The sequence below is a fragment of the Stenotrophomonas sp. 1337 genome (assembly GCF_031455455.1).
GTDB classification, from domain to species: domain Bacteria; phylum Pseudomonadota; class Gammaproteobacteria; order Xanthomonadales; family Xanthomonadaceae; genus Stenotrophomonas; species Stenotrophomonas indicatrix.
Genome location: NZ_JAVDSR010000006.1, coordinates 106,692 through 128,611, shown reverse-complemented (window position 1 = coordinate 128,611; position 21,920 = coordinate 106,692). Strand labels below are relative to the sequence as shown.

Annotated in this window: 24 protein-coding genes; 19 read left to right on the top strand and 5 right to left on the bottom strand. The window is 67.1% G+C overall.

All coding sequences use genetic code 11. From position 1 onward, the window contains the following. Positions 1-14 precede the first annotated feature (14 nt). From J2X70_RS10730 to J2X70_RS10720, 3 genes are read left to right on the top strand one after another with little or no spacing between them, the layout of a single operon-like run. Positions 15-335, top strand: a complete 321-nt coding sequence (locus tag J2X70_RS10730; protein WP_032975664.1) for a DUF3649 domain-containing protein — start codon at positions 15-17, stop codon at positions 333-335. Further along, a complete protein-coding gene (locus J2X70_RS10725; RefSeq protein WP_059063637.1) occupies positions 332-1,960 on the top strand; it encodes a PepSY-associated TM helix domain-containing protein in 1,629 nt (542 codons plus the stop codon). The genes J2X70_RS10730 and J2X70_RS10725 overlap by 4 nt, the downstream gene beginning before the upstream one ends. Then, the gene (locus J2X70_RS10720; RefSeq protein ID WP_032975662.1) at positions 1,957-2,286 is read left to right on the top strand and encodes a DUF3325 domain-containing protein; all 330 of its coding nucleotides are present in this window, start codon (positions 1,957-1,959) and stop codon (positions 2,284-2,286) included. Before J2X70_RS10725 ends, J2X70_RS10720 begins: the two co-directional genes overlap by 4 nt. A 121-nt stretch (positions 2,287-2,407) precedes the next feature. On the opposite strand, the gene rlmKL is transcribed toward J2X70_RS10720, so the two are convergent. Further along, entirely contained in the window at positions 2,408-4,546 is a 2,139-nt protein-coding gene (rlmKL, locus tag J2X70_RS10715) for a bifunctional 23S rRNA (guanine(2069)-N(7))-methyltransferase RlmK/23S rRNA (guanine(2445)-N(2))-methyltransferase RlmL (protein WP_080149528.1), read from the bottom strand. Positions 4,547-4,690: 144 nt separating this feature from the next. Beyond that, a complete protein-coding gene (locus J2X70_RS10710) occupies positions 4,691-5,218 on the bottom strand; it encodes an alpha/beta hydrolase (RefSeq protein WP_025875362.1) in 528 nt (175 codons plus the stop codon). A gap of 72 nt (positions 5,219-5,290) precedes the next feature. Between J2X70_RS10710 and J2X70_RS10705 the strand changes: the two genes are divergently transcribed. Continuing rightward, positions 5,291-5,857 (top strand): N-acetylmuramoyl-L-alanine amidase, encoded by a 567-nt coding sequence (locus J2X70_RS10705; protein ID WP_093817788.1) that lies wholly within the window; start codon positions 5,291-5,293, stop codon positions 5,855-5,857. Between the two features lie 172 nt (positions 5,858-6,029). On the opposite strand, the gene J2X70_RS10700 is transcribed toward J2X70_RS10705, so the two are convergent. The 3 genes from J2X70_RS10700 to J2X70_RS10690 form a co-directional block, all read right to left on the bottom strand. Beyond that, a complete protein-coding gene (locus J2X70_RS10700) occupies positions 6,030-6,929 on the bottom strand; it encodes a sulfurtransferase (protein WP_032975659.1) in 900 nt (299 codons plus the stop codon). Continuing rightward, entirely contained in the window at positions 6,926-7,729 is an 804-nt protein-coding gene (locus J2X70_RS10695) for a CoA pyrophosphatase (RefSeq protein ID WP_025875365.1), read from the bottom strand. The genes J2X70_RS10700 and J2X70_RS10695 overlap by 4 nt, the downstream gene beginning before the upstream one ends. Before the next feature lie 129 nt (positions 7,730-7,858). Continuing rightward, positions 7,859-8,560, bottom strand: coding sequence for an FKBP-type peptidyl-prolyl cis-trans isomerase N-terminal domain-containing protein (locus J2X70_RS10690; RefSeq protein ID WP_025875366.1), 702 nt, complete (start codon positions 8,558-8,560; stop codon positions 7,859-7,861). 166 nt (positions 8,561-8,726) lie between these two features. Between J2X70_RS10690 and J2X70_RS10685 the strand changes: the two genes are divergently transcribed. The 15 genes from J2X70_RS10685 to J2X70_RS10615 all read left to right on the top strand — a co-directional run bounded on the left by J2X70_RS10685 (position 8,727) and on the right by J2X70_RS10615 (position 21,887). Further along, on the top strand, positions 8,727-9,521 hold the full coding sequence (locus J2X70_RS10685) for an enoyl-CoA hydratase-related protein (protein ID WP_309910292.1): 795 nt from the start codon (positions 8,727-8,729) through the stop codon (positions 9,519-9,521). 4 nt (positions 9,522-9,525) lie between these two features. Then, positions 9,526-9,879 (top strand): hypothetical protein, encoded by a 354-nt coding sequence (locus J2X70_RS10680; protein ID WP_033830735.1) that lies wholly within the window; start codon positions 9,526-9,528, stop codon positions 9,877-9,879. Beyond that, positions 9,879-10,568, top strand: a complete 690-nt coding sequence (gene nth, locus J2X70_RS10675; RefSeq protein WP_309910290.1) for an endonuclease III — start codon at positions 9,879-9,881, stop codon at positions 10,566-10,568. Before J2X70_RS10680 ends, nth begins: the two co-directional genes overlap by 1 nt. Positions 10,569-10,797: 229 nt before the next feature. Beyond that, a complete protein-coding gene (locus J2X70_RS10670) occupies positions 10,798-12,009 on the top strand; it encodes an OprO/OprP family phosphate-selective porin (RefSeq protein ID WP_025875370.1) in 1,212 nt (403 codons plus the stop codon). A gap of 110 nt (positions 12,010-12,119) precedes the next feature. After that, on the top strand, positions 12,120-12,899 hold the full coding sequence (locus tag J2X70_RS10665; protein WP_279208494.1) for a hypothetical protein: 780 nt from the start codon (positions 12,120-12,122) through the stop codon (positions 12,897-12,899). Positions 12,900-13,035: 136 nt separating this feature from the next. Beyond that, positions 13,036-14,055 carry a phosphate ABC transporter substrate-binding protein PstS gene (pstS, locus tag J2X70_RS10660; protein WP_025875374.1) on the top strand — a complete coding sequence of 340 codons (1,020 nt, stop codon included), beginning with the start codon at positions 13,036-13,038 and terminating at the stop codon, positions 14,053-14,055. 521 nt (positions 14,056-14,576) lie between these two features. After that, entirely contained in the window at positions 14,577-15,665 is a 1,089-nt protein-coding gene (pstS, locus tag J2X70_RS10655; RefSeq protein ID WP_309910286.1) for a phosphate ABC transporter substrate-binding protein PstS, read from the top strand. Positions 15,666-15,747: 82 nt separating this feature from the next. Next, positions 15,748-16,716, top strand: a complete 969-nt coding sequence (gene pstC, locus J2X70_RS10650) for a phosphate ABC transporter permease subunit PstC (RefSeq protein WP_033830733.1) — start codon at positions 15,748-15,750, stop codon at positions 16,714-16,716. After that, a complete protein-coding gene (gene pstA / locus J2X70_RS10645; protein WP_032951813.1) occupies positions 16,716-17,579 on the top strand; it encodes a phosphate ABC transporter permease PstA in 864 nt (287 codons plus the stop codon). The genes pstC and pstA overlap by 1 nt, the downstream gene beginning before the upstream one ends. Positions 17,580-17,598: 19 nt before the next feature. Continuing rightward, positions 17,599-18,429, top strand: coding sequence for a phosphate ABC transporter ATP-binding protein PstB (gene pstB / locus J2X70_RS10640; protein ID WP_025875381.1), 831 nt, complete (start codon positions 17,599-17,601; stop codon positions 18,427-18,429). 64 nt (positions 18,430-18,493) lie between these two features. Next, the gene (gene phoU / locus J2X70_RS10635; RefSeq protein ID WP_025875384.1) at positions 18,494-19,201 is read left to right on the top strand and encodes a phosphate signaling complex protein PhoU; all 708 of its coding nucleotides are present in this window, start codon (positions 18,494-18,496) and stop codon (positions 19,199-19,201) included. Between the two features lie 180 nt (positions 19,202-19,381). Further along, complete coding sequence (locus tag J2X70_RS10630; protein WP_025875386.1) at positions 19,382-19,732, top strand: hypothetical protein; 351 nt, start codon at positions 19,382-19,384, stop codon at positions 19,730-19,732. Beyond that, positions 19,719-20,594 (top strand): DUF692 domain-containing protein, encoded by an 876-nt coding sequence (locus J2X70_RS10625; RefSeq protein WP_309910282.1) that lies wholly within the window; start codon positions 19,719-19,721, stop codon positions 20,592-20,594. Before J2X70_RS10630 ends, J2X70_RS10625 begins: the two co-directional genes overlap by 14 nt. Further along, positions 20,587-21,342 (top strand): putative DNA-binding domain-containing protein, encoded by a 756-nt coding sequence (locus J2X70_RS10620; RefSeq protein WP_309910281.1) that lies wholly within the window; start codon positions 20,587-20,589, stop codon positions 21,340-21,342. The genes J2X70_RS10625 and J2X70_RS10620 overlap by 8 nt, the downstream gene beginning before the upstream one ends. 23 nt (positions 21,343-21,365) lie before the next feature. After that, on the top strand, positions 21,366-21,887 hold the full coding sequence (locus tag J2X70_RS10615; RefSeq protein WP_309910280.1) for a DoxX family protein: 522 nt from the start codon (positions 21,366-21,368) through the stop codon (positions 21,885-21,887). The last annotated feature ends 33 nt before the right edge of the window (positions 21,888-21,920 follow it).

Below are 21,920 nucleotides of genomic sequence, written 5' to 3'. Positions count from 1 at the left end.
CCTGCAGGACCGCCGTGGACCGCTCGCCCGCAACCGCCAGCCCCCGCCTCAGCACCTTCTTCGCCAACCCGCGATGGGGCGTGCTGTCCCGATCCCTTGCCGCCATCTTCGGCGGCTACGCGCTTGCCTCGATGACCACGGTGTTCTGTGCGCTGGCGCTGCCGGGCGCGCGCGGCCAGGCCGTGCTGACCGGCATGCTGCTGGCGATCCTGGTCGCCGCCTGCGCCGCGCTGTGGGCGTTCGCCACGCGCAGTGCGCTGCGTGCCTGGGTCGGCATTCTCGCCCCCACCCTGCTGTTGGCCGGCATTTCGCGCCTGCTGGGGGCGTGGGCATGAAGAATGGATTCCGCCAATCCATGGCCTGGCTGCATACCTGGACCGGACTGCTGGTCGGCTGGCTGCTGCTGCTGATCTTCATGGCCGGCACCGCCAGCTACTACCGCGAGGAAATCAGCCGCTGGATGCGCCCGGAGCTGCCGCGCAGCACGGTCAGCACCGACGAAGCGGCGCAGCGCGCGGCCGACTACCTGCTGGCCAACGCACCACAGGCCGAGAGCTGGTTCGTCACCCTGCCGCAGCCACGCAATCCGGCCATGCAGATGTTCTGGCGATTGCCGGCCGAGCTGGCCGACCCCAGCAAGGGCCGACGCGGCGCCTTCGGTGATGCCACCCTGGACCCGAACACCGGCACCGAGCTGAAGGCCCGCGAGACACGTGGCGGCGACTTCTTCTACCGCCTGCATTTCGACCTGCACTACATTCCCGTGCTGTGGGCGCGCTACCTCGTGGGCTTCTGCGCGATGTTCATGCTGGTGGCCATCATCACCGGCGTGATCACCCACAAGAAGATCTTCAAGGACTTCTTCACCTTCCGGAAGGACAAGGGCCTGCGCTCCTGGCTGGACTTCCACAACGTCAGCGCGGTGATGGCCCTGCCTTACCACGCGATGATCACCTACACCGGCATCGTCACGTTGATGATCATGTACCTGCCGTGGGGAGTGAACGTGGCCTACGGCACCGACCAGGATGCGTTCTACGCGGAGGCCTTTGGTGGCCTGCCCGAGGTCACCGCGCCCGCCGAAGGCAAGGCAGCCCCCCTGCCGCTGCGGCAGCTGCTGGACAGTGCCCGCACGCATTGGCACGGCACCGAGGTCGCCGGTTTCAGCGTTGCCAATCCCGGTGCCGCCAATGCGGTGATCGACATCCGCCAGCGCGATGGCAAACGCCTGTCCATCGATACCCCGGCGCTGCGCTATGACATGGTCACTGGCGCGCTGCTGCAGGAAACGCCGCCTTCCGGTGGCGCCACCGCCACCCGTGGCGTGCTGTATGGCCTGCACCTGGCCCGCTTTGCCGATTGGGGCCTGCGCGCGTTGTTCTTCCTGTCCGGCCTGACCGGCTGCCTGATGGTGGCCAGCGGCGTGGTGCTGTGGGCGGTGAAGGAGCGGCCGAAGCATGCCAAGAGCGGTCGCACCGGCTTCGGCCTGCGCCTGGTCGATGCACTGAACATCGGCGCCGTGGCCGGTCTGCCGATCGCCTTCGCCGCCTATTTCTGGGGCAACCGCCTGCTGCCGCTGGGCCTGGCCGAGCGCTCCAATGCCGAAGCGAACGTGTTCTTCTACGCGTGGGGCGCCTCGCTGCTGGCAGCCTTCATCTGGCCCAAGCGGATGATGTGGGTGTGGCAGCTGTACATCGGCGCGGCCGCGTTCGCGCTGATTCCGGTAGTGAACGCGCTGACCACCCACGCGCACCTGGGCGTGACGCTGTTCAACGGTGACTGGGCATTGGCCGGTTTCGACCTGTCGATGATCGCCTTCGGCGCCATGCTGGCCCTATGCGGCTGGCGCATGCAACGCTGGACGCCGCCGCTGACTGCCGCCGAGAAGAAGAAACGCGCGGCGGCCGCTGCAGCGACGAGGGCACCGGCCGATGCAGTGGAAGCGGAGGCCAGCGCATGATGCTGCTGGTACTGGGGTTGTCGTTCACGGCGTTCACCGCGCTGTCGCTGGCGATGGAAAAGCACCAGCAGGAACTGCACGGCAAATCCGCGGCATCACCGGCACGGCGCACGCAATGGCGGGTGCTGGGCTGGGTGCTGCTGACGGTGGCTTTCGCACTGTGCGTGGTCGACCACGGCTGGGCGATGGGCCCGGTGCTGTGGCTAGGCGCGCTCACCCTGGGTGGAATCGTGCTGGCGTTCGCGCTGTACCCGTACCGGCCGAAATGGATCGCGCCGCTGGCGATCGCGTTGCCGGTGATCGGGCTGGTGGTGGCGCTGTTGTAACCCGTGCGGTGGACCGCATCCACGCATGGCGTGGATCTACCGGACCCACGCTCGCCGGGCATGGCCCGGCGCTACCGTTCTGCGCGCACGTGGGTAGCGCCGGGCCATGCCCGGCGACGCGTCACGCCAGGCGCTTCAGCTCCCACGCACGATGGATGCGCGCATTGCGCTCGAAATCCGGGCCGATGGTGCTGGCGCTGATCTCGCGGCACTGGGCGAATTCGGCGATGGCGTTCTCTTCCAGCTTGAAGCGGCGGAAGTTGTTGGAGAAGTACAGCACGCCACCCGGCGCCAGTCGCGCGACGGCCGCACGCAGCATCTTCACCTGCTCGCGCTGTACGTCGAAGTCCTCGGCGCGGGCCGAGTTGGAGAACGTCGGCGGGTCGCAGAAGATCACGTCGTACTGGCCGCGATCGCCTTCCAGCCAGGCCATCGCATCGGCCTGCACCAGCAGGTGCTGATTGCCGCCCTGCCCGTTCAGGGCCAGGTTGTCGTAGCACCACTGCAGGTAGGTGGCCGACAGGTCGACGCTGGTGGTGCTGGCCGCACCGGCCACCGCCGCCTGCACGCTGGCCACGCCGGTGTAGCAGAACAGGTTGAGGAAGCGCTTGCCGCGCGCCTGCTCGGCCATCAGCCGGCGCAGCGGGCGATGGTCGAGGAACAGACCGGTATCGAGATAGTCGAACAGGTTCACCTGCAGCAGCGCGTTGTTCTCGCGTACCACGAGGAACTCATCGCGCTGCTCGAAACGGCCGTACTTGCTGCCGCCCTTGCCACGTTCACGCGATTTCATCGATACCTGTTCCGGCGGCACGCCGAACACCTCGCGCGCAGCGGCCAGCAGTTCATTGCGGCGGCGGCGCACGTCGTTCTCGGGAATCGCAGCGGGTGCAGCGTATTCCTGCACATGCAGGAACGTGCGGCGCTGGCCGCCATCTTCCTCGTACACGTCGATGGCCGCTGCGTATTCCGGCAGATCGGCATCGTAGGCACGGAAACAGGTGATGCCTTCGCGCGCGCGCCAGCTCTTGAACTTCTTCAGGTTCTTGCGCAGGCGGTTGGCCACCATCTGCGCGCCTTCGCTCAGCTCGCGCACCTGTGCCGGGTCGCGGCCCGGCACCGCGATCGGATCGCAGACGATCAGTGCGCATTCCAGCGCACCATTGAACATCTGGTATTTCTTGCCCGCACGCAGGCCGGTGGCGAAGGCCAGTTCGTCATTGCCGCACAGCAGGCTGGCGCGCCACTGCGGCACGGCCTTCTGCAGGGCATTGCCCAGCTTGCGGTACAGCGCCGGATCGGCGGCCAGGCGCTCGTCATACGGCGGGTTGCAGACCACCGCGCCGATCTCCTGCTCCGGGGTGGGCAGGTCAGCCACATCGGCGCGGGTGAAGCGGATGGCATGGGCGACGCCGGCAACTTCGGCGTTCTCGCGCGCGGCCTGGATCGCCACCGGGTCGATGTCGCTGCCGTGGATGACCGGCTTCAGCGCGGCAAGGCCGGCCGCTTCGCGATCACGCGCTTCGCTCTGAATGGTTTTCCAGGCAGCCTTGTCGAAGCCCAGCCAGCGGCTCGGCGGCAGGCTGCCATGGCGCATCAGGCCGGGGGCGACATCGGCCGCCATCAGCGCGCCTTCGATCAGCAGGGTGCCGCTGCCGCACATCGGGTCCAGCAGGCCGCCACCGGCAGCGTGCAGGCGCGGCCACTGCGCGCGCATCAGCAGCGCGGCAGCCAGGTTTTCCTTCAACGGCGCGTCATGCGCCGCACCGCGCCAGCCGCGGCGATGCAGCGGGCCGCCGCCGAGGTCGATCGACAGCGAGGCGCGGCCCTTGCGCAGCGACAGGTTGACGCGCACGTCCGGCAGGTCGGTGTTGACCGAAGGGCGCTCCAGCCCTTCGTCACGCATACGGTCGACGATGGCGTCCTTGATCCGCTGCGCGGCGAAACGGGCATGGGTGATCTTGTCGCCGGACACATGCGCGTCCACCGCCAGGGTCATCTCCGGCTTGATGTGTTCGTGCCACGGCAGCGCACGCACGCCGTCGTACAGCGCCTGCTCGTCCGGGCATTCGAATTCGTCGATCGGCCACAGCACGCGGCTGGCCAGCCGCGACCACATCACGATCCGCAGCGCCTGCTCCAGTTCGCCATCGGCGTTGACGCCGGCGATGGTGGCAGTGGCCTTTTCCAGGCCCAGGGCCGACAGCTCATCGGCAAGCAGGTATTCCAGGCCCTTGGCGCAGGAGACAAAAAATTTCACGGGATCGGTTCGCAGGTGGTCAGGCACGGCAGGGGGCCGGGCCATTCGGAAGGGAGGGCCGTGGACACGGCCGGCAGGCCCGCGCCGGGGGCGGCGGGGCTGCCATTGTAGTCAAAGCGGGCGGGCGCGCCGTGCGCCCGGGCTTCACAGCTGCCGCAGCAGGCGCTCGAAGGCCTGCGCAGAGGCTTCCACGTGGTGCTCCAGGCGATGGCCATCGTCCACCAGCAGCAGCTGCGCCGAGCGCGCCTGCGCCCAGGCGATGACTCCGGCGGCCGGCACCACCTCGTCATGCCAGGCCTGCACCACCGTGGTCGGCACCGGCGCGGCATCCAGCGCCGGCATCGGGCCCATGGTGGTGGGCGGCACCATCAGGAACAGGCCGGCCACCGGCACCTGCAGCGAGGCGATGGCAGAGATGTAGGCGCCCAGGCTGGAGCCGGCCAGCACCACCGGCCCCTGCGCAGCGGCAGCGGCCGTGCGCTCGATCAGGCGTTGCAGGCGGGTGCGCACATCGCCAACGCGGCTGACCTGGCTCATCGCGTCCAGGTCGGTGTAATCGGGGCGCTCATGGGTCCAGCCCAGTCGCTCGGCGACTTCGGCCAGCGCGGTGACCTTGGTCGCCTCCGGGCCGCTCTCGAAGCCGTGGGACAGGATGCAGTGACCGCGGCTCATGCGTGCGCTCCCAGGGAGCGGATCGACAGCAGAAGGGAAGGCAGTTTCATCCGGCAATGCTAGCATCGCCGCATGCCCAAACCGCTCCTGCCCGGCCTGCAGCTGCAGCCGTTGCCCTACCACGACCGCCTGCCACTGCGCGATCCATCCAGCCTGGCAATGGTGGTGATCCACTGCACCGAATTGCCCGACCTGGCGACCGCCCGGGAGTACGGCGAGCGCGTGCTGTACGACAGCGGCGCCGGCAACAGCGGGCATTTCTACATCGACCGCGACGGCAGCGTGGTGCAGTACGTGGCGCCGGAGCGCATCGCCCACCACGTGCGCGGCATGAATGCCGATACCGTGGGCATCGAACTGGTCAATTCGGGGCGCTACCCGCACTGGCTCGACAGCCGCCACCAGGCGATGGACGAGCCGTACACCGAAGCGCAGCTGCTGGCGCTGGAACAGCTGCTGCAGGCACTGGTGGCTCGTTACCCGTCGCTGCGGCGGATTGCCGGACATGACCAGTTGGACCTGGAGCAGGTGCCGGCCAGTGACGACCCGGCGGTGACCGTGGCGCGCAAGCGTGATCCGGGCCCGTTGTTCCCGTGGGCGCGGGTGCTGGCGAAGGTGCCGTTGCAGGGGTTGGGATGATGGGCAGGGCTGCCCCCTGCACCCGCACAGGCAACAGCCGAAGCAACAGCAAACGCTGGGTATCCGTGGGATGGCGGGGTGGGTCCCGCGGCTGTTGGTAGGTGTCGACCTTGGTCGACACGTAGATCCACGCCATGCGTGGATGAACGACAAATCGACCAACCCGCTTTGCTCAGGCGCCGGTGGCGACCGGGCGGCTGCTGTCGCTGACCCAGCCACTCCATGAGTCCGCGTAGATGCGTGCGCCGGACAGGCCCGCGCTTTCCATCGCCAGCAGCAGGTGGCAGGCGGTCACGCCCGAACCGCACATCAGCACCACGCGTTGCGGGTCCTGGTTGCCGATCACGCCCTGCAGCTCGGCACGCAGTTCCTGTGCATCGCGCAGGCGGCCGTCCAGCACGTTCAACGCGAACGGGCGATTGACCGCGCCCGGCACATGGCCGGCGACCGGGTCCAGCGGCTCCACCTCACCGCGGAACCGCTCGCCCGCGCGGGCATCGACCAGCCAGCCCGGCGCATGCTTGAGGCGTGATTCGATCTCGTCCGCGCTGGCAACCTGGCTGCCATCGAAGCGCCCCGGATACGCGGGCAACGCGATGACCTGGCTGCTGCCGGTCGCCAGCGGCTGGCCGGCGGCCTGCCAGGCGGCGATGCCGCCATCGAGTACGGCCACGTTCGCATGCCCGATCAGGCGCAGCAGCCACCACAGGCGCGCGGCGGCCATGCTGCCATCGCTGCCGTCATACACCACCACCTGCGTGTCGGTGCCGATGCCCCATTGCCCCAGTCGTGCGGCGAACGCATCGCTGTCGGGCAACGGATGGCGGCCATGACCCACCCGCGTCAGATCGGACAGGTCGCGGTTGAGATCGGCATGCACTGCGCCGGGAATGTGTCCCTGCGCGTAGAGGCTGTTGCCCGCCTGCGGGTCGGCCAGCGATGCACGCGCGTCGACCACGCGCACGGTACTTGCGGTCGCGCGGGCATCGACCACGCGTACCCCATCGCCCAAGGCCGCAGCCAGGGTCGCAACATCGACAAGGGTGGTCCACGGTGGGTCGATCGGCTTCATTGCACTTGCTCCAGGCGGCGACGCAGGTTGTACAGGATGGCCGCGGTGGCGCCCCAGATGCGCTGGCCGGGCCAGCCATATTCAAGGACATGGCGGACGCGGCCGCGATGGTTGATTTCGACCTGGCGCAGGTTGTCGGCAGCCATCAGATAGTCCAGCGGCACCTCGAACACCTCGGCCACTTCGCTGGGCTGCGGGACCGCCACGAAATCCGGATCGATCACTGCCACCACCGGGGTCACGCGATAGCCGGTGATGGTCACGAACGGATCGAGATATCCCAGTGCCTGCACCTGTGTCGGCGCCAACGCGATTTCTTCCTGGCTTTCGCGCAGTGCGGCAGCCAGCGCATCGCGATCATCGGGCTCGGTACGGCCGCCGGGGAAGCCAACCTGGCCACCATGTTGCCGCAGGGTTTCGGTACGCCGGGTCAGGATCACCTGCGCACCGTTGGCGCGCGGCACGATGCCAGCCAACACCGCCGCCTCGACCGGTGGGCCCGGGGGCAGCAGGTCATCCAGTTCACTGCGGTTCCATCCGTCACCTGCCGGCGGTTCGGCCAGCGGATGCAGCGCGCGCAGCAGCCGCTCATGATCGGCCAACGACCCTCGCAGCGACTGCTGCAGCTGTTGGCGCAGGGGCAGCACACGCTGCAGGATGTGGCTGCGTTCGCTGTCGCTCATCGACGACCACCGTGCGATTTCGTCGATATGCCGCCCGCACCCGGCGCAGAGCCGGTTGCGATCCAGCTTGCAGACGTTGATGCAGGGGCTTGCGACAGCACGCGCCGTTTCTTCCATTATTTGCACCGGTCAACAGTAGCGCGAATGGGCTGAATTTGGGATGGGCCCCGCACGGCTGCAGCGTGGTGCAGAAACAAAAACGCGCCGGTGGGTTCACCGGCGCGTTGATGTTGACGCTGTTTCTTCTTACTTGACGCTGATCAGCTTGATCTCGAACTGCACAGCCACGTTCGGCGGGAACGGGGTGCGCGGGTCGGCGCCGTAGGCCTGATCCGGCGGCAGCGAGACTTCCCACTTCGAGCCTGCCGGCATCTGCAGCAGGGTCTCACGCATGGCCTTCATTTCGACTTCGCTGACCTTGATCGACGGAATCTGCTGGGCCGGGCGGGCTTCGGTCGGGCGCTGGCCGTACGGGAACGGACCGGCGACTTCCAGCTGCACGGTGCTGGCCTGGGTCGGCTTGGCACCCTTGCCGGCTTCGATCACACGGTACTGAACGCCGCTCGGCAGGGTCTGCACGCCCGCCTTTGCCTTGTTCTGCGCCATGAACTGATCGCTCTTGGTCTTGTTTTCGGCAGCAGCCTTTTCGTACTCGGCCTTGGCGGCCTGGGCACGGCCCTGCTCGCGCTTCTGGAACGCTTCAACGGCCGGCTTCAGCTGCTCGGCGGTGATCGCCGGCTGCTTCTTGGCGTAGGCGTCCTGCAGACCCTTCACCACCGAGTTGATGTCCAGCTGCTCACCGCGACCGGTCAGCTCCGCCAGGTTGTTGCCGTAGTCGTAACCGAAGTAGTAGCTCAGCTTGCCCTTCTCGGACGCGATGTCCTGGGCGAAGGCATTGCCCGTCAGGGCCAGGGCCGCGACGGCGACCGCGATAGAACGCAACTTCATCAAACAGTTCTCCAGGGGTGGTAACTCAGGGACGTTCTGCGCCGCCCTGAGGCGACGGGTTAGGATAACGGCCACAACGTGTAACCGCTACTCACCACGCAGGCTATGACCTGTCTGCGTTTACAGAGTTCAATCTCACTTTTTTTTAACGTTCCAGGAGTTTCCCGTGGTCGAGGCCCCCGCTCCCCACCCGGTCGACGTCAGCGATGATGGCGCCGTCCGCACCATTACCGTGCAACGCCCGGACAAGCTCAACGCCCTCAACGCCGCCACCCTGCAGGCCCTGGCCGAGGTGTTTGGCGACGCCGCCGCCGACCCGGCGGTACGGGTGGTGGTGCTGACCGGGGCTGGCCCCAAGGCGTTCGTGGCCGGGGCCGACATCGCCGAAATGAACACCTTGAGCGCGGTTCAGGGACGTGATTTCTCCCTGCTCGGCCAGGCCCTGATGCGCCGCATCGAACGCATGCCCAAGCCGGTGATCGCCCGGGTGAACGGATTTGCGCTGGGCGGCGGGCTGGAACTGGCCATGGCCTGCCATCTGCGCATCGCCGCCGATTCGGCCAAAGTCGGCCAGCCGGAGATCAATCTCGGCCTGATTCCCGGCTTCGGCGGCAGCCAGCGCCTGCTGCGCCTGTGTGGCCGTGCGGCCACGCTGGAATTGTGCCTGCTGGGCACCCCGATCGACGCCGCACGCGCACTGGCCCTGGGCATCGTCAACGAAGTGGTACCCGCCGCCGAGCTCGACGCCCGCGTGCAGGCCCTGGCCCGGCAGCTGGCACAGTCGGCGCCGCTGGCGCTGCGTGGCCTGCTCGACGCGGTGCACGTGGGCGGCGAATGCAGCCTGGAAGGCGGCCTGGAATACGAAAGTGCGCAGTTCGGCCTGCTGTTCGCCACCGAGGACATGCGCGAAGGCACCAGCGCCTTCCTGCAGCGCCGCCCCCCCGCCTTCCAGAACCGCTGACGCCATGGCATCCCGACCCAACCCCGTGCTGCTGTTCGCCCGGGTCCAGGCAGACGATCCCGATGGTGCGCTGCAGGCTGGACTGATGGACTACGTGGTGCGGCCTGGCGATGAGCGGCTGCTGCCCGATCATCCGGACCTGCCCGACCGCCTGTGCCAGATGCAGTTGCAACTGCAGCGTGCATGGGCGGCGCGCGAACGCTTCCGCGCACGCGCCGTGCGCCTGGCCCGCCGCGAGGCCGAGCGTGATGCGCGCCGGACGCCCGCGCCGGCACCGGACGTCAAACCCGCCCTGCCTGCCGCCGCGGCCGCCATCCTCGCCCGGGCCAAGGCCCGCGCCGCCGGCAAGGAGCAGTAATGGCGACCGCGAAGAAGACCGCGCGCGCAGCTGCGCGCCGCGGCGGTACCATGCCGCGTGCCGACGTGGTGGAAATGTTCACCCGCCTGCGCGAGCTCAACCCGCATCCGAAGACCGAGCTGGAATACAGCTCGCCGTTCGAACTGCTGGTGGCGGTCGCGCTGTCTGCACAGGCCACCGACGTCGGCGTCAACAAGGCCACCCGACGCCTGTTCCCGGTTGCCAACACGCCGGCGAAGATCCTCGCGCTGGGCGAAGAGGGACTGAAGAAGTACATCGCCACCATCGGTCTGTTCAACGCCAAGGCGAAGAACGTGATCGCCACCTGCGCGCTGCTTCTTGAGAAGCACGATGGCGAAGTGCCACGCGATCGCGACGCACTGGAAGCCCTGCCCGGTGTCGGCCGCAAGACCGCCAACGTGGTGCTCAACACCGCCTTCGGCGAACCGGTGATGGCGGTGGACACGCACATCTTCCGTGTCGCCAACCGCACTGGACTTGCGCCCGGAAAGAACGTGCGCGAAGTCGAAGATCGACTGGTCAAAGCGATTCCCGCCGAGTTCCTGCTCGACGCGCACCACTGGCTGATCCTGCACGGTCGGTACGTGTGCAAAGCGCGCAAACCGGATTGTCCGGGCTGCGTGATTGCCGACCTGTGCCGGTTCAAGGACAAGACCCCCGCGGAGTGACGGCGCCATCCACGCATGGCGTGGATCGGCTGGAAAATCCATCCACGCATGGCGTGGATCTACTGCAACCGGGGCGCAATCCGCGCGTCATACGTAACCGGTTTCAATGGCAGGCCCAGCCGTGACGGGGCCTGCGGCGGATCGCCGCCGTGCGCGAACTGTCACATTTACGCAATCTTCACGTTTTAGCCTGCGCGCATCTTCCCACCTGCCTGCAAGGCTCCTCTCCATGAAACTGCATCACCAGCTCCTGACGATCGCCGTGGCTGCTGCGCTGTACGTGCCGGCCGCCCACGCCGAAGTCGCCATCGATGTGATCGGCGGTTCGGAAATCACCTTCGAAGGCCTGGTCCAGGCCGACGGCAACTGGTACGACAATGACGTCGTGGACCTCAACGGCGGTGACGCCGGCAACGGCAAGAACAGCGAATTCGAACTGCGTCGCGCCGAGCTGGTGCTGAAGGGCAAGGGCCCCGGCAACGTGGAATGGGTCGTGGGCTACGACGCCAAGGCCGACAAGTTCCTCGACACCAACGTGAAGTACAAGCTGCTGGGCAACGCCAACCACTTCATCCAGGTCGGCCAGTTCAAGCAGCCCAACAGCCTGGAAGAACTGTCCAGCACCAAGAACAACGACTTCATCTCCAAGGCTGCAGTCACCAACACCTACGCTGTCGCCCGTCGCCTGGGCGGTGCCTACAGCTACGGCCAGGACAACTGGTCGGTCACCGCCAGCGCCTTCGGCCGCGAACTGACCCGCAACCTGGCCCACGGCAGCGGCTACGGCGCGCGTGGCACCTGGGCCCCGATCAACGAGAAGGGCCAGGTCCTGCACTTCGGCCTGAGCTACGTCGACTACGACACCGACGCAGACACCCTGCGCGTGCGTGCCCGCCCGAACGCCGACCTGGCCACCGCGCGCCTGGTCGATGGCGGCAACATGACCGACACCGACCGCGTCAGCACCATCGGCGCCGAAGCGATGTACTTCCAGGGCCCGTTCAAGGCCCAGGCCGAGTACTACACCAGCAAGGCCAAGCGTTACGCCCATGACAACTACACCACCGACGGCTACTACGTCAGCGGCGTGTGGAATGTCACCGGCGAAAGCTGGAGCTACAAGGGCGGCACCCCGGGCACCGGCCTGCCGAACAACCCGGCCGGCGGCCAGTGGCAGCTGGGCGTGCGCTATGACCACATGGATCTGAACGACGGCAACCTCGCCGCCAATCCGGTGGCCGGCCGTCCGCCGATCGTCGATGGCGTGCTCGGCGGCAAGATGGACATCTGGACTGTCGGCGCGAACTGGTACTGGCGCTCGAACTTCAAGCTGATGCTCAACTACGTGATGGTCGACAGCAAGAAGTACAGCTCGACCGCCCGCGGCTTCGTCAACGACGATCCGAACATCCTGGAAGCCCGCGCGCAGTTCTTCTGGTAATACCGGAAGCACGCGTTCGAACGAAGGCACGGCCCAGGCCGTGCCTTCGTCGTTGTGGGCAGGCGGTGGCCGCGCGATGATGCCCTGCCCTGTCGACAAGGACCTTCGGGATGCCTTCTTCGCTCCGCCTGCGCCGCCTGCTTTGCGGTGTTCTGCTCGCTGCCCTGCCCGCCACTGCGTTCGCCTGTGACGATGCGGATGCCGTGCGCGAGGCCGCGTATCGGCAGTTGCCGGCCGGCGCGCTGCCGGTCGCGGCACGTTTCACCGATGCGGACAGCACGGCCTGCCGCGCGTGGCCCGCGCAGCCCGGCACGACCCTGCTGGCCGTAGCGCAATGGACCGCCCCCGCCTCGGAGGACGTGCGCGGTGGCGACCTGGACCTGTTGCTGATCGATACCGCCAGTGGCCAGCCGCTGGCCTGGACCCGCGTGGCCGATGCGGTCAGCAGTGATGCGCTGCGCTTTACCGGACTTCGCCTGGACACGGCACGCTGGCAGCTGGACCCGGCCACCCGCGCGTTCGGCGTGCGCATGGACTACAGCGGCAGCTCAGGCCCCAACCCGTTCGCGCAGACCGAACTGCAGTTGTTCGTACGCGAGGGCCGGCAGCTGCGCCGGGTGCTTGCCCCGCTGGCCGTCAGCGGCAGTCGCGGCGAATGGGATACGCGTTGCGCCGGCGAGTTCAGCCGCTTCGAGCGCACGCTGGAAATGGGCAATGCCAATGCCGCTGGCCTGGCGCCGATCGTGGTGCGCGAAAAACGCACTGATACGATCAGCGTCGCCGCCGGTGACGACTGCCATGCCACCGACACGACGGCACCCGTACAGCGCTGGACACTGCAGCCCCGCGACGGTCGCTATGCCGTTCCGGAGGCGCTGCGCGGGCTCTGAAGGGCGGGCTTGGGCACCGCCATGACGGCTGTCACGTTCGCGTCATATGACAGACGCGGGCGTGTCATGGAACCGTTATGGAATGTGCACCGAAACGTCGGGCAGCCGCCCCTCGACCACCCCAGGAGTCTCTCCCGTGATCCACGCCTTCAAGTCGCGCGCCGCCGTCGCCATTCTGGCCGCGTCGTCCGTGTTCGCCGCCAACGCCGCCGATGTCACCGGCGCGGGCGCCTCGTTCATCTACCCGGTGATGTCCAAGTGGTCGGCCGACTACAGCACCGCCACCGGCAAGAAGGTCAACTACCAGTCGATCGGTTCCGGCGGTGGTATCGCCCAGATCAAGGCAGCGACCGTGGACTTCGGTTCGTCCGACGCGCCGCTGAAGCCGGAAGAGCTGGCTGCCGCCGGCCTGGCCCAGTTCCCGTCGGTGATCGGTGGCGTGGTGCCGGTGATCAACGTTGCTGGCGTCGCCCCCGGCGCGCTGAAGCTGGACGGCCCGACCCTGGCCAACATTTTCCTGGGCAAGATCACCACCTGGAACGACCCGGCCATCGCCGCCCTCAACAGTGGCCTGACCCTGCCCAGCGGCAAGATCACGATCGTTCATCGTTCGGACGGCTCGGGCACCACCTTCAACTTCGTCAACTACCTGTCCAAGGTCAGCCCGGAGTGGAAGAGCAAGGTCGGTGAAGGCACTTCGGTACAGTGGCCGGCCGGCATCGGCGGCAAGGGCAACGAAGGCGTTGCTGCCTACGTGAAGCAGATCAAGGGCGGCATCGGCTACGTCGAACTGTCCTACGCGCTGCAGAACAAGATGTCCTACGCGGCGATGAAGAACGCGGCCGGCAAGATCGTGCAGCCGTCGGACGCCTCGTTCTCGGCCGCTGCGGCCAGCGCCGACTGGGCCAACGCCCGTGACTTCTACCTGGTGATGACCAACGCCCCGGGCGCCGATGCATGGCCGATCACCGCCACCAACTTCATCCTGGTGCGCAAGCAGCCGAAGAACGTGGCGGGCGCCAAGGCCACGCAGGAGTTCTTCCGCTGGGTCTACAAGAACGGCGATGCGCAGGCCAAGCAGCTGGACTACGTGCCGCTGCCGGACGCGCTGGTGCGCCAGATCGAGACCTACTGGACGCAGAACCTGAAGTACTGAGTTCGTTGCAAGGCGTTCCCCCGCAGGAACGGGGCCGGCGGGTCCTCTCTCCCCCGCCGGCCCCACCGGGCGCTGGATCCTTCGGGGTCCGGCGCTCTTCTTTTTTGTAGGGTTGGTCGTGAAAGGCGCTGCGCTTCCGTTGATGAGTTGCTGCGGCGATGGGCCGGGCTGCGCAGGACACGCCGCAAGTACGTCCTTGTAGGCTCGGCCACGGCATCCATGCCGTGGACGGTCCTGCGCAGCCCGGCCCACCGCCGCCTGATGGTTCATCGGGGCGCGGTGGGGTCATGGAAGGCAGGAGCGGGGGCAACGGTTACCCGGCCCTCCGCCACGCCGGGGACCGCGCAGAAGCGCAGTTGGGGCTGTCAGCCGACCCGGCAGCCAACCGTGAATCCCGCGAAACCCTTGCCAGAACGTGATCCAGGACACCTCTGTCATGGACGTCATACGGCTGTAACAAAAACATCATTTCATAGCCGCATCCGCCGACACCGTCGGCTCTACCCCGCTATGGAGTGACCATGAAACTGCACTCGGCCAGCCTTGCCGCCCTTTCCCTGGCCATCGCCCTGGGCCTGTCTGCCTGCGGTGGCGACAAGCAGGCCGCACAGCAGCCGGCCGCTGACGGCGCCGCTGCTCCGGCCGCTGCCGGCGACAAGGTGACCGCTGAGGTCTCCGGTGCCGGCGCCTCCTTCATCTTCCCGCTGGTGTCCAAGTGGTCGGCCGACTACAACACCGCCACCGGCGCCAAGATCAACTACCAGTCGATCGGTTCCGGTGGTGGCATCGCCCAGATCAAGGCCGGCACCGTTGATTTCGGTTCGTCCGACAAGCCGCTGAGCAGCGACGAGCTGGCCCAGGCCGGCCTGGCCCAGTTCCCGTCGGCCATCGGCGGCGTGGTGCCGGTGGTCAACATCGACGGCCTGGAAGCCGGCAAGCTGCGCCTCAGTGGCGCCCTGCTCGCCGACATCTTCCTGGGCAAGGTCAAGACCTGGAACGACCCGGCCATCGTCGCCGCCAACCCGGGCGTGACCCTGCCGGACGGCAAGATCACCATCGTCCACCGTTCGGATGGTTCGGGCACCACCTTCAACTTCTCCAACTACCTGTCCAAGGTCAGCCCGGAGTGGAAGAGCAAGGTCGGCGAAGGCACCTCGGTGCAGTGGCCGGACGGCGTGGGTGGCAAGGGCAATGAAGGCGTTGCTTCCTACGTGAAGCAGATCAAGGGCTCGATCGGCTACGTCGAACTGGCCTATGCCCTGCAGAACGCGATGCCGTACACCTCGCTGCAGAACGCCGCCGGCACCTGGGTGCAGCCGAACGCTGAAACCTTCGCCGCCGCTGCCGCCAGCGCCGACTGGGCCAGCGCCAAGGACTTCAACCTGGTCATCACCAACGCCCCGGGCGAGCAGGCGTGGCCGATCACCGCCACCAACTTCATGCTGATGCAGAAGAGGCCGAAGGATGCCAAGCGCAACCAGGATGCGCTGGCCTTCTTCAAGTGGGCCTTCGAAAGCGGCCAGACCCAGGCCAACGAACTGCACTACGTGCCGCTGCCGGCCGAGCTGGTCAAGCAGATCGAAGCCTACTGGGCGACCGAACTGAAGTGATGGACCCGACGGTGCCCGCCATGTGCGGGCACCGTCTCCTGCACATCGTGCTGCCCCGCCCCTTCCTGGCCCTGCCGTCCCCATGAATGCCATCGCCCAGCCTGTAGCCGCCCCGTCCACGCGTGACACGCGTGATGCCCGCAACGACAAACTGTTCCGATGGGTGCTGGTCGGCACCGTCATCTTCGTCCTGATCGCGCTGGCCTGCGCCGCACTGTCGATGCTGTGGGGCGGTCGCCACGCCCTGCAGGTGCAGGGCCTGAGCTTCTTCTTCTCCTCCGACTGGAATCCGGTCGAAAACAAGTTCGGCGCCCTCGCCCCGATCTACGGCACCCTGGTCACCGCGCTGATCGCGATGGTCATCGCCGTACCGGTCAGCTTCGGCATCGCCTTCTTCCTCACCGAAGTGGCACCGCGCTGGCTGCGTGGTCCGGTCGGCACCGCCATCGAACTGCTGGCGGGCATTCCCTCGATCATCTACGGCATGTGGGGCCTGTTCGTGCTGGTGCCGGTGATGACCGAGTACGTCACCCCGTTCCTCAACGAAACCCTGGGCGAATGGCCGATCATCGGCCCGGTGTTCCAGGGCCCGCCGCTGGGCATCGGCATGCTCACCGCCGGCTTCGTGCTTGCGATCATGGTCATCCCGTTCATCTCCTCGGTGATGCGCGAAGTGTTCCTGACCGTGCCGACCCGCCTGAAGGAATCGGCCTACGCGCTGGGCTCCACCAAATGGGAAGTGAGCTGGGACATCGTGCTGCCCTACACCCGCTCGGCGGTGATCGGTGGCGTGTTCCTCGGCCTCGGCCGCGCACTGGGCGAGACGATGGCGGTGGCCTTCGTGATCGGCAACAGCGTGCGCCTGTCGCCGTCGCTGCTGGAACCGGGCACCACCATCGCCGCACTGATCGCCAACGACTTCGGCGAAGCCACTGAAACCTACCGCTCGGCGTTGCTGCTGCTCGGCTTCGTCCTCTTCATCGTCACCTTCGTGGTGCTCGCCATCGCCCGCCTGATGCTGATGCGCCTGTCCCGCAAGGAGGGCAACTGATGTCCAGCACCGCTGACTCCCTGTACCTGCGCCGCCGCATCGGCAATGTCATCGCCATCGCGATGTCCTGCGCCACCGCGCTGTTCGGCCTGTTCTTCCTCGGCTGGATCCTGTTCACCCTGGCCTCCAAGGGCCTGGCCGGCATCAACCTGGATCTGTTCACCAAGATGACACCGCCGCCGATGCAGGAAGGCGGCCTGGCCAACGCCTTCTTCGGCAGTGCGGTGATGTGCGCGCTGGCGATCGGCATCGGCACCCCGCTGGGTGTGCTGGCCGGCACCTGGCTGGCCGAGTACGGCAACGCCCGCAAGGCCGGCACCGTGGTCCGCTTCGTCAACGACATCCTGCTGTCGGCCCCGTCCATCGTGCTGGGCCTGTTCGTCTACACCCTGTACGTGATGCAGACCGGCGGCAGCTTCTCCGCCTTCGCCGGTGCACTGTCGCTGGCCTTCATCGTGCTGCCGGTGGTGGTGCGTACCACCGACGAGATGCTGCGCCTGGTGCCTTCGCAGATGCGCGAAGCCGCGCTTTCGCTGGGCATTCCGCAGTGGAAGGTGATCGTGCAGGTGCTGTACCGCAGTGCCTCGGCCGGCATCATCACCGGCATCCTGCTGGCGCTGGCCCGCATTTCCGGCGAGACCGCACCGCTGCTGTTCACCGCCTTCGGCAACCAGTACTGGAACAGCAACGTGTTCCAGCCGATGGCCTCGGTGCCGGTGGTGATGAACCAGTTCGCCGGCAGCCCGTACGAATCCTGGCAGGTGCTGGCCTGGGCCGGCGCGCTTGTGCTGACCGTGTTCGTGCTGCTGGTCAGCCTCTCTGCGCGCGGCATCCTGCTGCGCAACCGTATCTCCCATGACTGACCTTTCCGTGGATACCGCCATGAACGACCTTTCCAACGCCGTGCCGATGCAGCGCATCGTCGTGCCGGCCTCGCACGAGAACCTGCACGCTCCGGCCCCGGTCAAGCTCGCCGCGCGTGGACTGGACTTCTACTACGACAAGTTCCACGCCCTGAAGGGCATCAACCTGGAGATCCCGGAAAAGCGCGTGACCGCGCTGATCGGTCCCTCCGGTTGCGGCAAGTCGACCCTGCTGCGCATCTTCAACCGCATCTACGCGCTGTATCCGAAGCTGGAAGCGCGCGGTGAGGTGATCCTCGACGGCGAGAACATCCTGTCGCCGAAGTACCCGATGAACCGCCTGCGCAGCAAGGTCGGCATGGTGTTCCAGAAGCCGGTGCCGTTCCCGATGACCATCTTCGAGAATGTGGCCTACGGCATCCGCCACCACGAGAAGCTGTCCAAGGCGGACATGGCCGACCGTGTCGAGCACGCGCTGCGCCAGGGCGCGCTGTGGGACGAAGTGAAGGACAAGCTCAACCAGAGCGCGCTGGGCCTGTCCGGTGGCCAGCAGCAGCGTCTGTGCATCGCCCGTGCCGTGGCCCTGCGCCCGTCGGTGCTGCTGCTGGACGAGCCGACCTCGGCGCTGGACCCGATTTCCACCAGCCGCATCGAGCAGCTGGTGGAAGAGCTCAAGCACGAGTACACCATCGTGATCGTCACCCACAACATGCAGCAGGCCGCGCGCGTGTCCGATTACACCGCCTTCATGTACCTGGGCGACCTGATCGAGCACGACCGCACCGAAGTGATCTTCTCGCAGCCGTCCAAGCAGCAGACCGAGGATTACATCACCGGCCGGTTCGGCTGATCGGCGCTGACGCTTCGCCACCTGTCCCAGCCAGGCGCGCCTGGCTCTACCTGGATTGCAGAACATGAATCTTCCCAACGACCACATCGTCAAAAGCTACGACGAAGAGCAGCAGCGCCTGGTGGCCGAAATCGTGCGCATGGGCGAGATGGCCGTCGCCCAGCTGGAGGCGTCGATGGACGTCATCGAGAAGCGCGATGAGAACGCCGCCCATCGCATCATCGCCAACGACGAAGCGATCGATTCGCTGGAACAGCAGATCAGCCACGACGTGATGCGCCTGGCGCTGCGTGGCCCGATGGCCCGCGACCTGCGCGAGATCCTCGCCGGCCTGCGCATTCCGGCCGATATCGAACGCATCGGCGACTACGCGGCCAACGTCGCCAAGCGCTCGATCGCGCTGGGCAAGGTGCCGCCGCTGCCGCAGATCCAGGGCCTGCGCGCCCTCGGCCGCCTGGCCGCACAGCAGGTCCGCCGCGCCATCGCCGCCTACCGCGACAACGACGCCGATGCCGCGCTGGAACTGCGCGAGGACGACGCCCGCCTGGATGCGCAGTACACCGCGCTGTTCCGCGAGCTGCTGACCTACATGATGGAAGACCCGCGCAACATCACCCCGTGCACCCACCTGCTGTTCATGGCCAAGAACCTGGAGCGCGTGGGCGACCATGCCACCAACATCGCCGAGAACGTGTGGTTCCTGGTGCACGGCGAACAGCCGCTGCCGCCGCGCCAGAAGCGCGACGAGACCTCCAGCGCGGGCGATATCTGATACTGCACTGCAACACCGGATTCGACTCCAGGGTGGCCGCTGTCCTCGTGACTGCGGCCTTTTTGTTGGCGCTGCAATACTTCTCACGAAAATTTGAATTCCCGGCGATGATTCGTTGAGTAGGATCGCTGCACCATCGCTTCACCACGGGCACCCGCCCACCACCCAGGAGCACGACCGATGAGCACCTCCAACAAGACGCTGTCCCTGCTGACCGCCACCGCCCTGGCCGCAGGCCTCGGCATGACCGCCTCCGCCTCGGCCCTGAGCATGACCGACCTCGCCCAGGGCTACCTGGTGGCCGGCCAGGCGGCCAAGGCCACCGACGCGAAGGCGACCGATGCAAAATCCGCCGATGCGGCCAAGCATGCCGAAGGCAAGTGTGGCGCCGACGGCAAGAGTGCTGAAGGCAAGTGCGGCGGCGACAAGGGCAAGGCAGCGGCCGGTGCGGACACCAAGGCCAAGACCGGCGGTGACAAGAAGTCGGCCGAAGGCAAGTGCGGCGAAGGCAAGTGCGGTGGCAAGCACTGACGTCCGCGCCGGCGTCGTCCACCCGCGGTCGCCGCTTCCTGCGGCGGCCGTGGGCCTGGGCCTGCGCCGTGCCCTGCTGCAGGACCTGCGCGATGCACCGGCCGGCGATTTCGATTTCCTCGAATGCGCGCCGGAGAACTGGATCGGTGTCGGTGGTCCCGCAGGTGACGCGTTGGCCGAACTGGCGGCGTGCCATACGTTGAGCTGCCACGGCCTGTCGTTGTCGCTGGGCGGCAGTGCGCCCCTGGATACCCAGCTGCTGGCGCAGGTGGGTGCGTTTCTGCACCAGCATCAAGTGCCGCTGTACAGCGAACACCTGAGCTACTGCAGCGACGAGGGCCACCTGTACGACCTGCTGCCGATTCCATTCACCGATGAAGCGGTACGCCACACCGCTGCCCGCATCGCGCGGGTGCAGGACATTCTCGGCCGCCGCATCGCCGTGGAAAACGTGTCGTACTACCTGGCGCCGGACCCGACGATGGACGAACTGACGTTCACCACTGCCGTGCTGGCCGAGGCCGACTGCGATCTGCTGCTGGACGTCAACAACGTCTACGTCAATGCCTGCAACCATGGCTACGACGCCGATGCCTTCATCGCCGGCCTGCCCGCACAACGCATCGTCTGCCTGCACGTGGCCGGGCACCTGGACGAGGCGCCGGACCTGAAGATCGACACCCACGGCAGCCCGGTGATCGACCCGGTGTGGGACCTGCTGGCACGCACCTACGCCCGCATCGGCCCACGCCCTACCCTGCTCGAACGCGACTTCAATTTCCCGCCCTACGCCGAGCTGCGGGGCGAACTGCAGACCATCCACCGCCTGCAGGCCGCGCATGCCGGAGCCGCCCATGGCTGACGCCCCCGAACGCCTGCGTGCGCAGCAGCACGCGTTCACCGCGCACCTGCGCGACCCGGCACAGGTACCGGCGCCGCCCGGCATGGACCCGCGTCGGGTGGCCGTGTACGAACGCCTGCTGTTCAACAATCTGCTGGGGTTGTTGAGCAATGGCTTCCCGGTCTGCGTGCGCCTGCTGGGCGAACCGGACTGGCGTGCACTGGTGCGCCACTATTTCGCCAGCCACCATTGCCACACCCCGTTGTTCACCGAACTGGCTGCCGAGTTCGTGCAGTGGCTGCAGGTGCAGCCGGAGCTGCCGCATCCAGCGCTTGCCGAACTGGCCCACTACGAGTGGGTGGAGACCGCGCTGTACCAGCTGCAGGCCGATCCGCTGCCGGAACCGGGCGACATCGATCCGCTGCAGGTGCCGCTGCGCCGCTCACCGCTGGCCTGGCCGCTGCTGTACCGCTGGCCGGTGCATCAGCTGGGTAGCGACGATGCACCGTCGCAACCACCGGCAGAGCCCACCGGCCTGCTGGTGCGGCGCGATGCCGATGGCGCGGTGCGATTTGCCACCCTGACCAGCCTCGCAGTGCATCTGCTGACCCTGATCGGCGAGTCCCCCGCAGCCACCGGCCAACAACAGCTGCAGCAACTGGCCGCCCTGCACCACCTCGATCCTGGGACATTGGCCGCCCCTGGCGCGCACCTGCTGCAGCAGTTCCTGCGTGCTGGCGTGATCGGTCCACTCCCCGCTTCACCCTGACGCCCCTTCCAGGAGATACACCGATGAAGACCCCGACCCTGGCCGCCGCACGCGGCCAGCTGGACCGTTTCGCCCCGTGGTTGGCCCCGCTTGGCCTGCGCCTGCTGCTTGCCTGGGAATTCTTCGAATCCGGGCACGAGAAGCTGCACGGGCAGAACTGGTTCGCCGATCTGCAGGATGCCTTCCCGTTTCCGTTCGACCAGCTGCCCGCTGCGCTGAACTGGCAATTGGCCACCTGGTTCGAACTGGTGGGCGCAGCGTGCCTGCTGTTGGGCTTCGGCACCCGCGTTGCGGCCGCCAGCCTGCTGGTGCTGACGGCTGTGGCAACGTACGCGGTGCACTGGCCGGCCGAATGGAGCTCGCTGGGCGATCTGGCGATGGGCTATGCGATCAGCGATCAGGGCTTTGGCAACTTCAAACTGCCGGTGCTGTTCATGGCGATGCTGTTGCCGCTGCTGTTCACCGGTGCTGGGCGCCTGAGCGTGGATGCGGTGCTGGCGCGCTGGTATCCGTCGGGCCCCACGGCGCGGCCTGTGCTCCGGTAGACGCCGACCCTGGTCGGCGCGCAGTGTGCCAAC